Source organism: Agarivorans sp. Alg241-V36 (assembly GCF_900537085.1).
Classification (GTDB): domain Bacteria; phylum Pseudomonadota; class Gammaproteobacteria; order Enterobacterales; family Celerinatantimonadaceae; genus Agarivorans.
Window position 1 is genome coordinate 21,260 of record NZ_UNRE01000013.1, and the last position, 14,267, is coordinate 35,526.

At 44.2% G+C, this 14,267-nt stretch carries 14 protein-coding genes; 12 read left to right on the forward strand and 2 right to left on the reverse strand.

The genetic code is table 11. The features are described 5' to 3' along the window. The first annotated feature begins 19 nt into the window (after positions 1-19). Entirely contained in the window at positions 20-910 is an 891-nt protein-coding gene (gene oxyR, locus G6R11_RS21370; RefSeq protein ID WP_163135259.1) for a DNA-binding transcriptional regulator OxyR, read from the forward strand. Here the strand turns inward: oxyR and G6R11_RS21375 are convergent. Further along, positions 907-3,483, reverse strand: a complete 2,577-nt coding sequence (locus tag G6R11_RS21375) for a penicillin-binding protein 1A (protein ID WP_163135261.1) — start codon at positions 3,481-3,483, stop codon at positions 907-909. The two genes, oxyR and G6R11_RS21375, sit on opposite strands and share 4 nt — an antisense overlap. A 160-nt stretch (positions 3,484-3,643) precedes the next feature. Here G6R11_RS21375 and pilM point away from each other — a divergent pair, with 160 nt between their 5' ends. The 9 genes from pilM to G6R11_RS21420 all read left to right on the forward strand — a co-directional run bounded on the left by pilM (position 3,644) and on the right by G6R11_RS21420 (position 12,569). Continuing rightward, complete coding sequence (gene pilM / locus G6R11_RS21380; protein ID WP_163135263.1) at positions 3,644-4,720, forward strand: type IV pilus assembly protein PilM; 1,077 nt, start codon at positions 3,644-3,646, stop codon at positions 4,718-4,720. Continuing rightward, positions 4,713-5,288, forward strand: a complete 576-nt coding sequence (locus G6R11_RS21385; RefSeq protein WP_163135265.1) for a PilN domain-containing protein — start codon at positions 4,713-4,715, stop codon at positions 5,286-5,288. The genes pilM and G6R11_RS21385 overlap by 8 nt, the downstream gene beginning before the upstream one ends. Continuing rightward, the gene (locus tag G6R11_RS21390) at positions 5,288-5,884 is read left to right on the forward strand and encodes a type 4a pilus biogenesis protein PilO (RefSeq protein ID WP_163135266.1); all 597 of its coding nucleotides are present in this window, start codon (positions 5,288-5,290) and stop codon (positions 5,882-5,884) included. The genes G6R11_RS21385 and G6R11_RS21390 overlap by 1 nt, the downstream gene beginning before the upstream one ends. Then, positions 5,884-6,408: a pilus assembly protein PilP gene (locus G6R11_RS21395; RefSeq protein ID WP_163135268.1), complete on the forward strand. Its 525-nt coding sequence runs from the start codon at positions 5,884-5,886 to the stop codon at positions 6,406-6,408. The genes G6R11_RS21390 and G6R11_RS21395 overlap by 1 nt, the downstream gene beginning before the upstream one ends. A gap of 10 nt (positions 6,409-6,418) precedes the next feature. Beyond that, positions 6,419-8,491 (forward strand): type IV pilus secretin PilQ family protein, encoded by a 2,073-nt coding sequence (gene pilQ / locus G6R11_RS21400; protein WP_163135270.1) that lies wholly within the window; start codon positions 6,419-6,421, stop codon positions 8,489-8,491. Between the two features lie 170 nt (positions 8,492-8,661). Further along, positions 8,662-9,177 carry a shikimate kinase AroK gene (aroK, locus tag G6R11_RS21405; protein ID WP_040307650.1) on the forward strand — a complete coding sequence of 172 codons (516 nt, stop codon included), beginning with the start codon at positions 8,662-8,664 and terminating at the stop codon, positions 9,175-9,177. A gap of 7 nt (positions 9,178-9,184) precedes the next feature. Next, on the forward strand, positions 9,185-10,261 hold the full coding sequence (aroB, locus tag G6R11_RS21410) for a 3-dehydroquinate synthase (protein WP_163135272.1): 1,077 nt from the start codon (positions 9,185-9,187) through the stop codon (positions 10,259-10,261). An 11-nt stretch (positions 10,262-10,272) separates the two neighbouring features. Then, positions 10,273-11,751 carry an AAA family ATPase gene (locus G6R11_RS21415; protein ID WP_163135274.1) on the forward strand — a complete coding sequence of 493 codons (1,479 nt, stop codon included), beginning with the start codon at positions 10,273-10,275 and terminating at the stop codon, positions 11,749-11,751. A 2-nt stretch (positions 11,752-11,753) separates the two neighbouring features. Further along, the gene (locus tag G6R11_RS21420) at positions 11,754-12,569 is read left to right on the forward strand and encodes a Dam family site-specific DNA-(adenine-N6)-methyltransferase (protein WP_163135276.1); all 816 of its coding nucleotides are present in this window, start codon (positions 11,754-11,756) and stop codon (positions 12,567-12,569) included. A gap of 6 nt (positions 12,570-12,575) precedes the next feature. Here the strand turns inward: G6R11_RS21420 and G6R11_RS21425 are convergent, their stop codons facing one another. Further along, positions 12,576-12,743 carry a DUF2970 domain-containing protein gene (locus G6R11_RS21425; RefSeq protein ID WP_163135278.1) on the reverse strand — a complete coding sequence of 56 codons (168 nt, stop codon included), beginning with the start codon at positions 12,741-12,743 and terminating at the stop codon, positions 12,576-12,578. A gap of 132 nt (positions 12,744-12,875) precedes the next feature. Between G6R11_RS21425 and rpe the strand changes: the two genes are divergently transcribed. Beyond that, positions 12,876-13,553 carry a ribulose-phosphate 3-epimerase gene (gene rpe, locus G6R11_RS21430; RefSeq protein ID WP_163135279.1) on the forward strand — a complete coding sequence of 226 codons (678 nt, stop codon included), beginning with the start codon at positions 12,876-12,878 and terminating at the stop codon, positions 13,551-13,553. Between the two features lie 10 nt (positions 13,554-13,563). Further along, the gene (locus G6R11_RS21435; RefSeq protein ID WP_163135281.1) at positions 13,564-14,259 is read left to right on the forward strand and encodes a phosphoglycolate phosphatase; all 696 of its coding nucleotides are present in this window, start codon (positions 13,564-13,566) and stop codon (positions 14,257-14,259) included. Positions 14,260-14,267 lie beyond the last annotated feature (8 nt).

Genomic DNA, 14,267 nt, shown 5'->3' on the forward strand with positions numbered 1-14,267 from the left:
AAATCAACGGGGAGTTGTTATGAATTTGAGAGATTTAGAGTATTTAGTCGCTTTACAAGAGCAGAAGCATTTTCGTAAAGCGGCTGAAAAGTGTTTTGTTAGTCAGCCCACCTTGAGTGGGCAAATAGCCAAGTTAGAAGAAGAGCTTGGTTTGTTGTTGATTGAGCGCACCTCGCGCAAAGTGATTTTCACTCATGCTGGTGATGAGCTTGCTGCTAAAGCGAGAGTTATCTTGCTTGAAGTAAAAGGCCTTAAAGACATGGCCAAGAGCTTCCAAGCACCAATGGCTGGGCCATTGCACGTTGGCCTAATTCCTACCGTCGCTCCGTACTTATTACCCAAGATCGTTCCGCACATTCGCTCAGAGTTTAGCGAAATGGAGCTTTTTCTTTATGAAGAGCAAACCAACGTATTATTGCAGCGATTAGAAGAAGGAGAGCTAGATTGCCTTCTGCTTGCTTATCTTCCTGAAATGGAGCGCTTTGGTGCGATAGATTTGTTTGACGAACCGCTAATGCTTGCTATGCCATCTAATCACAAATGGCAGCAGCAAACTGAGGTGGAGCTTTCAGAGCTCAGTGGGGAGCAAGTACTGATGCTTGAAGATGGTCACTGTCTGCGAGATCAAGCAATGGGTTATTGCTTTGCAGCAGGCGCGAAAGAAGATACCAGCTTTAAAGCGACTAGTTTGGAAACACTGCGACATATGGTGGCTGCGGGTATGGGTATTACTTTACTGCCGCAGTTAGCTATCCCTGATACTGAAGAGCAAAGCGGTATCTGTTATCGAAAATTCAGTTCGCCGGAACCAAGCCGTCGAATAAGTCTGCTATATCGCAATAACTCAGTTCGACGGCCCTGCTTTAATCAGCTAGCCAAATTGATTCAACAGCATTCTGCGCTGGTTTAGAAAAGCTCTTCTTCGCTATCAAACACTGAGTTAACAGATTGTTTTACGTATTCTGTTGGCTCGGTGCCTTCCTCGAAAAACTCAAAGCGGGTGGTATGATCACTAGCTTTGGTGAGTAAGCCAGTTGTACGGTCAATACGCACTGTAGAGACGTTTTTAGGGGCTTGCCAAGCTTGCTCTGGCACACCGTCTAAGCCGACTTGCATGAAATCTATCCAAGCAGGCTGTGCGGTACGCGCACCAAACTCTTTACCTGTCACTTGGTTTTTATCTAAGTTAGCGTTGTAAGAAGCTTCACCTAGTTTTCGATTGAAATCATCAAAGCCGATCCACGAGGTAACGACTAGATCAGGCCCAAAGCCTGAGAACCAAGCGTCTTTAGCATCATTGGTAGTACCGGTTTTTCCAGCTATATCACGACGTTTTAAGGCTTTAGCTGCACGCCAACCGGTGCCGTTCCAGCCGGTTTTATGTGCCCAACTTCCTCCGCCCCAAACAGCGCTGTTCATGGCTTGAGATACTAAAAAGGCATTTTCTGCGCTGATAATTCGCGGTGCTAAGTCGCCTTCATCGGCAAAAGATATATCACATTGCTTTAATGGGTTACCTGGTTGGTTTAACAAATCAGCGAGCTCTGGCGCTTTATCGATTGTTTCAAAACAGCTATCACAAGCGACTTTGGGAAGCTGCTGAAAAATAATGTTGCCTTCGCCATCTTCAATTCGATCAATGAAGTAGGGGCTAACTAAGTATCCACCATTGGCAAATGAACCGTAAGCGCTAGCCACTTGCATTGGAGTTAGCGATGCAGAACCCAACGACAATGATTCATTTCGCGGTAGTTCGTTTTTAGGAAAACCAAACTTAGCCAGGTGGTCAATAATGGTATCGACACCTAAGTCTCTCATTAATCGCACCGATACGACGTTCTTAGACTGTGCTAAGGCGACTCTGAGGCGTATAGGACCATCGTAAACAGGTGGTGAGTTCTTTGGTCTCCATGCTACACCCATGGCCTTATCCCAGCGGTTAATGGGGGCGTCGTTCTCTAAACTTGCTAAGGTCATGCCTTGCTCAAATGCCGCGGAATAAAGAAACGGCTTAATATTCGAGCCGACTTGGCGGCTAGCTTGAGTGACTCGGTTGAATTTACTTTGGTTAAAACTAAAGCCGCCGACTAATGCTTCAATTGCACCATCTAAAGGAGATATAGCAATTAAGGCTGCACCAGCATCCGGTAATTGTGAGAGTGAGTAGTTACTAACAGTTTGTTGTTCTGCATCGTCACTTAATGCTGCATCGGCTGTATCATTGCTAGTATCGGCTTGCGTTGCCAGTTGCTCAACCCAAATCACATCACCTACATTAAGAATCTCTTGGGCAGACTTTGGCGCTGGTCCTTGGCGAGTATCAGTTATGAAGCGGCGGGCCCATTTCATATCATCCCAAGCGATTACACCAAAAGCGCCCCCTTTTACGATAACTTTGGCTTGTTTGTCTTGTATGCTGGTCACCGCTGCTGCCCGCAGCTCGCCATAGTTAGGCAGGGTGCTAAGTTGTTTAATTATCTCATCAGCACTTAACTGAGTTTGCTCGGCTGTCCATAATTGTTTAACCGCACCACGAAAGCCATGGCGTTGGTCGTAGCTCTTTAGATTAGTTCTTAAGGCTACAGTTGCTGCATTCTGACGTTTGGCACTGATTGTGGTGTAGACATCCATGCCAGTGGTATACGCGTCTTCGCCAAACTGCTGCAAAATTTGCTGACGGACCATTTCTGCTAAGTAAGGAGCGGCTAGTGTAATCTCGGCGCCGTGGTAAGTTGCGGTCATTGGCGCTTGGCTAGCTTCATCAAAAGTCGCTTGATCAATATAGCCCGTTTCTAGCATGCGGCCTAACACCACGCGGCGGCGGTCTTTAGCCCGCTCTGGTGAGCGTATCGGGTTTAACGCCGAAGGAGCTTTAGGCAGGCCGGCAATCACTGCTATTTGCGGTAGTGTAAGTTGGTCTACGGTTTTCCCGTAGTAAACTTGTGCTGCGGCTCCTACACCAAAAGAGCGATAACCCAGTGGAATTTTATTCAGATAAAGCGCCAAGATTTCATCTTTCGAAAGCTCTTGTTCAATTTTTATCGCTAGGAAGATCTCTTTGATCTTACGGATGTAAGTTTTTTCTCGGGTTAAAAAGAAATTCCGTGCGACCTGTTGTGTAATGGTACTGGCCCCTTGGCTTTTTTCTCCCGTGGCTATTAAGTTGATCGCTGCTCGAGTAATACCGATTGGGTCAATGCCTGGATGAGAATAGAACCGAGCATCTTCGGTAGCGAGAAATGCTTGTAGCATTTGTTCAGGCACTTCTTCAATTTGTAAGGGAATTCGTCTTTTTTCACCAAATTGAGAAATCAATTCGCCATCAGCACTAAACACACGCATCGGTGTTTGCAGTTGAACATCACGTAAAGTTGAGACGTCTGGTAGTTGGGGCGCAAAATAAAAATATAGTGCGGTGATGGCTGCTAAGCCTAAGCTTGTTCCCAAGAAAACTAAAAATAACAGTCTTTTAAGCCATTTCATTCCGAATTTTGCACTCTGTATCTAAAGAATCGCCGATTATATCGTCAAATTGTGACCTGTTTCGACAACTTTCTTAATTACTATTAGCACCCAAATCAATAACCCGTTATTCTGCAACCACAGGTAACTGTTTAAATTTAAAAAAGATAGTTGGCGAGTCATGGTACTAGGGATAGGTAAAAAAACATCGACTGCTCTGCTAGGTATCGACTTTGGTTCCTCCACCATTAAAGGACTTTTACTTTCTAGATCTTCAAAAGGTTTAAAAGTTGAGTCGGTGGCTGAAGTCGAAACACCGGTAGGCGCATTAGTCGATAACCAAGTTGTTTCTCCGGAAGAGATTACTGAATCTTTACGTGAATTAAGGCGAAAGCTGCCCTCACGTAACCGTCAGGTAGCGACCGCAGTCGCAGGTAGCCATGTAATTACAAAAGTAATCTACATGGACAGTAGTTTGTCAGAATTAGAATTAGAGACTCAAGTTGAACTTGAAGCTGAAAATTCGATTCCATTTCCTATTGATGAAATTAGTCTTGATTTTGAAGTGTTAGGGATTAACGAAAGTGAGCCTAACCGTAACAATGTATTGCTGAGTGCTGCGCGCACTGAAGCAGTTAGCATTCGTGCAGAAGTATTAGCAAACGCAGATTTTGAGCCTAAGATTGTTGACGTTGAGTCGCATGCACTTGGGCGCGCTTGGAACTTCGTGTTGAATCAACAAGACGAAGAACTTGATGAAAACAAAATCATAGGTTTGGTTGATATTGGTGAAACCACCTTAAACTTCGCGATTTTAGATAAAGGCGAAGTGGTATATAACCGAGCGCAAAACTTTGGTGGAGCGCAATATACCCAGCAAATTGCTAGCTTCTATAGTTTGAGTATTGAAGAAGCCAAAGAGATGAAGGTGAGCGGTCGCTTACCTGAAAACTACGAAATAGACGTATTTGCCCAGTTTGTAAGTGGTGTTATCCAAAACGTACGTCGACAGGTTTCCTTGTTCCTAAGCTCAAGCGGTTATAAGTCGTTAGATGCGATTGCCGTAAGCGGCGGTAGTGCTTTGTCAGATGAGCTGGTTTTTCAAATGCAGACTGACTTAGAAATGCCGGTGATAAAGGCGCAGCCGTTTAATGAGTGCTTATTCGACCGTTCTATAGACCGAGAGCAGCTTCGCCAGGAAGGCGGAAAATATATGGTTGCCCTTGGCTTGGCCTTAAGGAGTTTTGATAATGTCTAACATTAACTTACTTCCTTGGCGTGAAGAGGTCAAAACCAAACAAAAACGTGATTTTTGGATGGCCTTAGCCTCTTCTGCTGGTCTCACAGTGTTAGCGCTATTACTGGTGCAAAATTACTACACTGGCTTACAAGATAAACAAACCGCTCGTAATCAGTTCTTAGAAAAAGAAATCGCTATTTTGGATCATCAAATTGGCGAAATCCGAAAAATTAAAGAGCAGAAGAAAAGCCTCAAAGAACGTATCGCTCTTATTCAAACGCTTCAAGAAAGTCGAAACATTCCAACAAGAATTTTCAATAACTTACCGTTGATTGCTCCTACTGGTGTTTACCTAGACAGTTTAGCCTTTAGAGACTCAGCAATTAACTTAGATGGTAAGAGCGAAGCTAACTACCGCGTAGCAAGCCTAATGCGTAACATTGAGCAACGTGTGTGGCTAGGAACGCCAAGCATTCGCTCTATTGTTGCCTTACCGGGTAAGCAAGCGGATATGGAGTTGAGTAAATTCCAACTAAACTTCGCGGTTAATCTAGGCCTTCCTAGCGATAAAAAGGAGGCTAAGTAATGGATTTACAAGAGCTTAACGAACTCGACTTAGAGAGCATTGGCACTTGGCCAAAACTCGCTAAAATCGTTTTTGTGGTTGTAGTTTGTGGCCTAATTACGGCTGGTTATTATTACTACCAAATCGCCGATGAGAAAACCAAGCTGGTTCAGCTTGAAGCGAAAGAGCAAGAGTTGCGACAAAAGTTTGAAGTTAAAGCTGCTCTAGCTGGCAATTTACCAGAGTACCAAAAGCAAGTAGAAGAAATGAAACAGGCTTTTGCTTCTTTGCTAAAACAGCTTCCAGAAAAACATGAAATCCCCGGCCTGCTAGACGAGCTTAGCTTTATCGGTATTGATAATGGCCTAGAGTTCCGCCGTATTAACTGGGAGCCGGAAGTTGAGCATGAGTTTTCTACAGAACTACCAATCAAATTGGAAGTGAGTGGTAGCTATCATCAGCTTGGTGCCTTTGTTAGTGCTGTTGCAGCCTTACCACGGATTGTGATTTTGGATAACATCACCATGAAAAAACAAGGTGATGGCGGGACATTAAGTATGGCGATGTTAGCCAAGACCTACCGCTATAAAGAAAAACCGGCGGCGAAGGGGAAATGATGAGAGCACTAGCAATTGGATTAACCCTGCTTGCATTGTTTGGCTGTGAAGGTTCTAAAGATGATCTGCAGCAATACGTAATGGAAGTGAAGGCGCGTAAAGTTCCGGTTAAAGAAGATGTACCTGAAATTAAGCCTTTTGAACACCTTGCTTATCAGGCCAGTGAACGGAGAAATCCTTTTACTAGCCCAGCTCCAGAAGCTGCCGATACCGCATTGAGCACCGAGAAAGAGTGTTCTATAGCACCTAACGCAGAACGAACTAAGCAAGCTTTAGAAGAGTTTTCGCTATCTAGTTTGACCATGCGTGGTGTGTTAGGTGACGGGCCGAGCTTATGGGCGCTGATTGAAGCCCCTGGTGGTGAGCTGTATCGCGTTAAGGAAGGCTACTACTTAGGTTTACACCACGGTGTAATCTCTAAAGTAAGTGACCAAGGTTTAGATATTCAAGAAGTTGTTTCAGACGGCGAAGGCTGCTGGAACGAAAGAACTACTCAGCTTTCGCTCTCGAAAGCTGATCAATAGGGAAATAGGCATGAAGGGAAAGATGCTGCAAGGAGTATACAAAAGCGGCTTGGTGTTGGCTGGTGTGTTTTGTTGCATAACGCAGGCTTGGGCAAATGCTCAACTTATTCAGTTAAATACCAACCCGATGGTTAAAGGCGCAGTGGAAATCGAACTTCTGTTTGATGGACCCATTGAAAACGTCAGTGACCATCTCGAGTACTCTCCAAACCAACTCGTCATTGATGTGGCCAACGCAAGTTCGGCACTGAAAATTAACCCATTACCAATTGATGGCGGCGGTGTTAAACAAGTTCAGAGTTTGCAAACCGAGTCTGGCTTACAATTGGTACTTGCGCTTGAGCGCTTGGTTCCATACCAAGTAAGCAAAGAGTCGCAACGCGTTCTAGTCAAACTAGGTGCTTTACCTGTAGCTGCTGCGGCGGCACAAAGTACTGTAGATGATGCATTCGAGAATGCCAGCCGTATAGAGCATGCCACCATTAATACCGTGCAAGGCATTGACTTTAGGCGTGGTAAAGGCGGATCCGGCCAGATTATGGTAGATCTTAATAACAGCTCAATTGCCGCTGATATTAAACGCCGCGACAACAGCCTGATTGTTGATTTTTACAATACAGATATTGCTGAAGAAAACGTTTATGTCATGGATGTAAACGACTTTGCTACTCCAGTAGAGAGTGTTGAAGTATTTAGACACGATGCAAAAGTGCAGTTGAAAATTGCTATAGATGGCGAGTTTGATTACCGCTACGACCAATCGGGTGAATTGTTCTTAGTTGAAGTTAAAAAGCTTGAAGCAGAAGAAGGCACTAAAGTTGAGTATCAAGGAAAACCGATTTCCCTGAACTTCCAAGATATTCCAGTGCGCACAGTCCTGCAGTTGATTGCTGATTTTAACAAGCTGAATTTGGTGACTACCGATTCAGTGCGCGGCAACATTACTTTGCGAATGGATGATGTGCCTTGGGAGCAAGCGCTAGATATTATTCTTAAAGTTAAAGGCTTGGATAAGCGTTTAGATAACAACGTGCTGTTAATTGCCCCTGCTGCAGAGCTAGCAGAGCAAGAGCGACAGCAATTAGAAAGTGCCCAGCAAGTGGCTGATTTAGCACCTCTTTACTCTGAATATATTGAAGTAAATTACGCTAAAGCTGCAGATTTATCTGCACTGCTTAAGAGTGAGCAAACTTCTATGTTGTCTGAACGAGGTTCTGTAGCGGTTGATGAACGTACCAATACTTTGCTTATTAAAGATACTGAAGAGTCTTTAAATAACATTAAGATCATGGTTAAGAAGCTCGATATTGCTGTTAAGCAAGTTGTTATCGAAGCGCGCATGGTTACAGTAACCGATGATGTTAGCGAAGAGCTAGGTATTCGTTGGGGCGTAACTAATTCAGGTTCTGTGGGCAGTAGTACTGGTATTACATCGGGTACTCTAGAGGGAGCAGATGATGTTCTTGCTGGCAATATTCCTGATTTAGATGATCGCTTAAACGTTAATTTACCAGTTGCAGACCCTGCAGGTTCGATTGCTTTCCAAGTGGCAAAATTGGCTAATGGTCAGATTCTTGATTTAGAGCTATCAGCGTTAGAACAAGAGAACAAAGGTGAAGTGATAGCCAGTCCGCGTATCACAACGGCTAATCAAAAGGCTGCTTACATTGAGCAAGGTCGTGAGATCCCTTATGTAGAAAATGCTTCAAGTGGTGCTACTTCGGTTACCTTCAAAAAAGCCGTGTTAAGCTTACGTGTAACCCCACAAATTACCCCAGATGGTAACGTGATTCTTGATTTAGTTATTACCCAAGACTCGGAAGGTGAAGCGGTGCTTACACCAACAGGGCCAGCGGTGGCGATTAACAAACAAGAAATTGGTACTCAGGTATTAGTTAAAAACGGCGAAACTATTGTGCTTGGCGGTATTTACCAACAGCAAAATGTTGACCGTGTGAAGAAAGTGCCAATTTTGGGTGACGTACCTGGCTTGGGCTACTTCTTTAGAACAACCTCAGAAAGTGTTAAAAAGAACGAGTTGTTAATCTTTGTAACTCCTCGAATCTTGCTAGACGCACTATAAACGCCCACCTCTTATCACTCCTATATCGAGTCATTCGGTATAGGAGTGATTTTGCTGTTGCCAAACTCCCGCTCAAACGAGATAATCGCGCCCTGATCTTTTTACTAAGGTTGGTACATCAGGTGCCCGCATTGCGGGGAGAAAATAGACAAAGACAAATTTGAAGAAGCATGGCTGAGAAACGAAATATCTTCCTTGTAGGACCAATGGGTGCTGGGAAAAGCACAATTGGTCGTCATTTAGCACAGCAGTTACATTTGCAATTTTACGATACAGATCAAGAGATTGAACGCCGCACTGGTGCCGATATCGCTTGGGTATTTGACGTAGAAGGTGAAGCCGGATTTAGAGTTCGTGAAGAGGGTGTTATTGATGACCTTTCACAACTGCAAGGCATTGTATTAGCAACGGGTGGTGGCTCTGTAATTAGTAAAGAGAACCGAAATCACCTTTCTGCTCGCGGTATTGTTGTGTACCTTGAAACCACAATCGACAAACAGTTTGCTCGAACGCAACGCGATAAACGTCGCCCATTGCTACAAACTGATGAGCCTCGCGAAGTACTTGAAAACTTGGCCGAAGAGCGCAATCCAATGTACTCAGATGTTGCTGATTACACAGTGAAAACTGACGATCAAAGCGCAAAAGCAGTGGCTAACCAAATCATCGAATTACTAGGATTCTAAAATAACAATGGAATGTTTGACCGTTGCTCTAGGCGAGCGCAGCTACCCAATTAGTATTGGCCAAGGTTTATTAAACCAAGTTGATTTATTTAGTTCAGCGATTACCAGTAAAAAGGTAATGGTAGTAACAAATACTAAGGTTGCACCGCTTTATTTGGAGCAATTGTTGGCTTGTTTAAGTCAGTACCAAGTGGATGTAGTGACGCTGCCAGATGGTGAGCAATACAAAAACTTGGATACCTTAAACCAAATATTTTCAGAGTTATTAGCCCAGCAACATAGCCGTGATACTACTATTGTAGCGCTGGGCGGTGGCGTTATTGGTGACATGGCCGGCTTTGCGGCTGCCTGTTATCAACGCGCAGTACCCTTTGTACAAGTGCCTACCACCTTGTTATCACAGGTTGATTCATCAGTGGGCGGTAAAACAGCAGTTAATCATCCTTTAGGCAAGAATATGATAGGCGCGTTCTATCAGCCAAAAGCGGTGGTAATTGATATTAATTGCTTAGCCACATTGGACAAGCGAGAGCTCGCTGCTGGCATGGCAGAAGTGATTAAGTATGGCATTATCTACGATGCTGAGTTCTTCGCATGGTTAGAAACTCACCTTGATAAACTTATGGCGCTCGACCCAGAGTTAATGACACGAGCTATAGCCCGTTGTTGTGAAATTAAGGCTGAAGTGGTGGCTAAAGACGAAACCGAACAGGGTATTCGCGCTTTACTAAACCTTGGTCATACTTTTGGTCATGCTATTGAAGCCGAGCAAGGTTACGGCGTTTGGTTACATGGTGAAGCCGTAGGCGCTGGTATGGTTATGGCTGCTGAAACAGCTGAACTAGCAGGTATGATTAATCAAGCTGAAGTAACGCGTATGCGCACTTTGATTGAACGTGCTGGCTTACCCGTTCTGCCACCACAAGGTATGGGTTTAGCCGAGTTTATTCCGCATATGATGCGTGATAAGAAAGTATTGGATGGAAAACTCCGTTTAGTTCTACCTAGCTCTATTGGTACAGCAGAAGTAGTTGATACAATTACTGAAAGTGATATAAAAACAGTTATCAATCGATTTCAATAAGGCAAATTTGAATGGTGGAAGTGCGGCGTGATGCCGAGTTTGCACAATTGCAAAGTCAATTGCGCTTACGCGATAGGCTTATCACTCAAATTCGCTTTAGCGCAAAGCTGATTTGCGTGAACGGAGAGGCTGGGTCTGGCAAGTCGTCTATGGCCAACTCGCTTCTTGAAAGTGCCCCTTTTGCTAATCACGCCTTGGTAAGTGCAGCCAGTGAGCAAGATGGTCGTTTACGTCGAGACTTGTTGCAGCAATTATTGAAAGACCCTCTGTTTAATCAAGACGATCCACTGTTCGACAGTTTTCAACGCAACGTAAAAGAAACCTCTGCTCCACTCATCATCATCATCGATGCAGCCCATAACGTTAGCGTCGACTTGCTAAATGAGTTGGTGGAGTTCTATCAGCATTACAATCAGCTATATCAGCATGATCTATCGTTAATCCTGTTTGCTGAATCAAGCAGTAGTTTTAATGCGCAATTGGATGCGCTAAGCAATCAAGTTCTCTATTTTGATGTCCCCCCATTAAATAGTACTGAATCCTTCGAGTTAGCTTCATTACTATTTAACCGTGCTGAGTACGTGGCGGAATTTGAGAACCAACAAGCAATTGAGCAACACATCGCCTCGGCGAAAGGAAATCCTCGTTTAATTTATCAATTTGTCGATCAAATCGTTACCGGAGATATTCCCATGGCGGAAGCAAGTGCACCAAATCGAAGTAAGTTATACATAGTTATTGCAGTGGTGTTATGTGCAGCGGTAGCTGGTTTATTAGTGCAAGTTATCAACGACTGGGGCGGCAATGACCAAGGTGATGACAGCCGTATTGCTTTAGCTTTAATGGAAGAGCCTACCTTAGCTAACGGTAGTTCTCCAAGCCAAAGCGCCGCTAATGCATCACAACAAAATAGTCCAGATTTTGCGGCTTCAAGTAGCGAAGCAGAAACAGCAGAACTGCCGTCGCAAGATTTACCCAAAGAACTAGATATAGCCACTCAAAGCTCTGAGTCAGAATTGCGCGTAGTGGTTGAGGATGACGTAGTTAATAAGCTACTGGCGGAACAAAGCCAGCCGGCGGAAGACACTGAACTGGTCGCACAAATTCAAGACAGCGGTAATTTGCTGGCCGAGCCGGAAGCTGAACTTAGCGCTGATAAAGCGCCAAAAGAAATTAGCCAAGAAGAAGTGCCAATTAAAGTTACCAACGTTAAAGCACTGTTGGATGCTAAGCCAAGCAAGCGTTATACCTTACAGTTAATGGCTTTAAATAATCGTGAAAAAGCCCAGCAGTTTGTGTCGGCTCGTCAATGGGCGCATGATGTGTGGGTATATCGTTCAAGCGCAAACCCTAATGTTCCTTATAAAATCATTTATGGTGACTTCGCCACACGCGAAGAAGCTCAAGCCGCTCGTAATAGTTTAAAACAGCAAAATCTTGATTCTTTGATTAAGCAATTTAAACAGGTTCAGTTTGAATTGACTCAATAGTAATGAAGAAAACACGTGCTTTTTTAAAATGGGCTGGTGGTAAATACGGCTTAATTGAAGACATCCAGCAACAATTACCCGAGGGTGATTTGTTGGTGGAGCCTTTTGTGGGTGCGGCTTCGGTATTTTTGAATACCGACTACCCGCGTTACTTGTTGAGCGACATTAATCCCGATTTGATCAACATGTATCAACTATTGCAGCAACGCCCGCAGCAATTCATTGATGATGCCAAGCACTACTTCACTCAAGAGTGTAATCAAAGCGAATATTACTACCAGGTGCGTAAACGCTTTAATGCCACCAAAGACAGCTACCAGCGCTCATTGATGTTTTTGTATATGAATCGTCATGGCTACAACGGCTTATGTCGCTATAACCGCGGTGGTGGCTTTAATGTGCCTTTTGGCTCCTACAAGCGCCCTTATTTTCCAGAACAAGAGCTAGAGTTTTTTGCAGAAAAGTCGCATAAGGCCGAGTTTCGTTGTTGTAGTTACGTGGAAACCTTTGCTGAGGTGAAGGCGGGTGACATTGTATATTGTGATCCACCTTATGCTCCGCTTAGTCCTACGGCTAGTTTTACTAACTATGCGAGTAAAGGTTTTAATCGAAGTGATCAAGAGCGCTTGGGGGATTTGGCGATAGAAGCTCAGCAACGGGGCGCTTCGGTATTAATTAGTAACCACGACTTACCGCTTACTCGAAGTATTTATCAGCATAGTGAGTTGAGCAAACTAAGTGTGCGCAGAACTATTAGCCGTAAAGGTCAACAGCGAATGAAAGTTGCCGAGCTACTGGCTTACTATCAGGCCAATTAAACGCTCTTAGGTAATCACCGACACCAGCGCTGCAACCGCTAATACAAACAAGGTCACCATAATGATGCCAACAAGGATGAACTTCCACGCTTTGCCTTGGCTAAAGTCGTGTTGGCGTTGTTTGTCAGATTGAACACCAAACAATGCACCAAGAACACTTTTCAACACAGACATGATATTTCTGCCATTTATTGCCCCTTTTGCTGAATAAGTTCAGCATGACATAAAAACAATCTTTGTACAGAGATTGGATCACAACACAAGCTGCGCTAAAATTGCGCACTTTCAAATCCAATGGTTACCCCAATGAGCAAACCTTTTTTAATTGCCCCTTCAATTTTAGCCGCAGATTTTGCCCGTTTGGGTGAAGAAGTCGATAACGTACTTGCTGCTGGTGCAGATGTGGTTCACTTCGATGTTATGGACAATCACTACGTGCCTAATCTAACCGTTGGTCCAATGGTGTGTAAGGCACTACGTGATTACGGAATTACTGCGCCAATTGACGTTCATTTAATGGTTAAGCCTGTGGATGCCATTATTCCTGAGTTCGCTAAAGCGGGTGCAAGCATGATTACTTTCCATGCTGAAGCCTCAGAACACATTGATCGCAGTTTGCAGTTGATCAAAGAGCAAGGCTGTAAAGCCGGCTTGGTGTTAAACCCGGCTACTCCTCTACATTGCCTTGACTACGTAATGGATAAACTCGACATGATTTTGCTGATGTCGGTTAACCCAGGTTTTGGTGGTCAAAAATTCATTCCAAATACCTTAGACAAATTACGCGCAGTGCGTAAAAAGATTGATGAGAGTGGCTATGACATCCGCTTAGAGATCGACGGTGGGGTAACCCCAGATAATATTGCAGAAGTAGCCCAAGCGGGTGCAGATATGTTTGTGGCGGGTTCTGCCATCTTCAATCAACCCGACTACAAAGCGGTAATCGATAAAATGCGCGCCGAACTGGCAAAAGTTGCTAATTAAGGTTAAACAAATGAGCCAATTACAAGCGGTGAAGCTAATTGCTTTTGATTTAGACGGTACCTTGGTAGACAGTGCACCAGATTTAGCCTTGGCTATTAATGACATGCTGATGGATTTAGGACGTGAGCCATTTCCAGAACAAACCGTTCGCCACTGGGTAGGTAATGGTGCTGAAGTGTTAATTAAACGCGCTTTGTCTGGTTCGGATACTATCGCCAGCGATATTGAAGAGAGCCTGTACTTACAAGCGAAAGATTTGTTTGTTCAGCATTATTCAGAAAAACTGTGTGTCGCCAGTAAGCTGTATGATGGAGTAGCAGAGAGTTTAGAAGAGCTTTCTAAACTTAATATGCCAATGGCGATTGTAACCAATAAACCTGGCGTGTTTACCCAGCCGCTATTGGAAGCTTTAAATTTGGCGCAATACTTCGACGTCGTATTGTCAGGTGATTCGCTGCCACGTAAAAAGCCCGATCCGCTGCCACTGCAGCACTTAATTGAGCATTGCCAAGTTGAAATGGCAGATCTATTGATGGTGGGTGACTCAAAAAATGATATTCAAGCTGCAAAAGCGGCGGGATGTCGCTCGCTAGGCTTGACCTATGGTTACAACTACGGTGAAGATATCGCACTTAGTGGCCCCGATTTTGTGGCAGACAGCCTAGTAACACTGGTTGAGCTAATTAAAGGCTCGGTTACAGCTTAAGCCCATAG

Bases quoted from the DNA above. Each gene is read 5' to 3' on its own strand.
- G6R11_RS21395 (WP_163135268.1), top strand. From the start codon at position 5,884: ATGAGAGCACTAGCAATTGGATTAACCCTGCTTGCATTGTTTGGCTGT.
- G6R11_RS21415 (WP_163135274.1), top strand. From the start codon at position 10,273: ATGGTGGAAGTGCGGCGTGATGCCGAGTTTGCACAATTGCAAAGTCAA.
- G6R11_RS21390 (WP_163135266.1), top strand. From the start codon at position 5,288: ATGGATTTACAAGAGCTTAACGAACTCGACTTAGAGAGCATTGGCACT.
- oxyR (WP_163135259.1), top strand. From the start codon at position 20: ATGAATTTGAGAGATTTAGAGTATTTAGTCGCTTTACAAGAGCAGAAG.
- pilM (WP_163135263.1), top strand. From the start codon at position 3,644: ATGGTACTAGGGATAGGTAAAAAAACATCGACTGCTCTGCTAGGTATC.
- aroK (WP_040307650.1), top strand. From the start codon at position 8,662: ATGGCTGAGAAACGAAATATCTTCCTTGTAGGACCAATGGGTGCTGGG.
- pilQ (WP_163135270.1), top strand. From the start codon at position 6,419: ATGAAGGGAAAGATGCTGCAAGGAGTATACAAAAGCGGCTTGGTGTTG.
- aroB (WP_163135272.1), top strand. From the start codon at position 9,185: ATGGAATGTTTGACCGTTGCTCTAGGCGAGCGCAGCTACCCAATTAGT.
- G6R11_RS21375 (WP_163135261.1), bottom strand. From the start codon at position 3,483: ATGAAATGGCTTAAAAGACTGTTATTTTTAGTTTTCTTGGGAACAAGC.
- rpe (WP_163135279.1), top strand. From the start codon at position 12,876: ATGAGCAAACCTTTTTTAATTGCCCCTTCAATTTTAGCCGCAGATTTT.
- G6R11_RS21385 (WP_163135265.1), top strand. From the start codon at position 4,713: ATGTCTAACATTAACTTACTTCCTTGGCGTGAAGAGGTCAAAACCAAA.
- G6R11_RS21435 (WP_163135281.1), top strand. From the start codon at position 13,564: ATGAGCCAATTACAAGCGGTGAAGCTAATTGCTTTTGATTTAGACGGT.
- G6R11_RS21420 (WP_163135276.1), top strand. From the start codon at position 11,754: ATGAAGAAAACACGTGCTTTTTTAAAATGGGCTGGTGGTAAATACGGC.
- G6R11_RS21425 (WP_163135278.1), bottom strand. From the start codon at position 12,743: ATGTCTGTGTTGAAAAGTGTTCTTGGTGCATTGTTTGGTGTTCAATCT.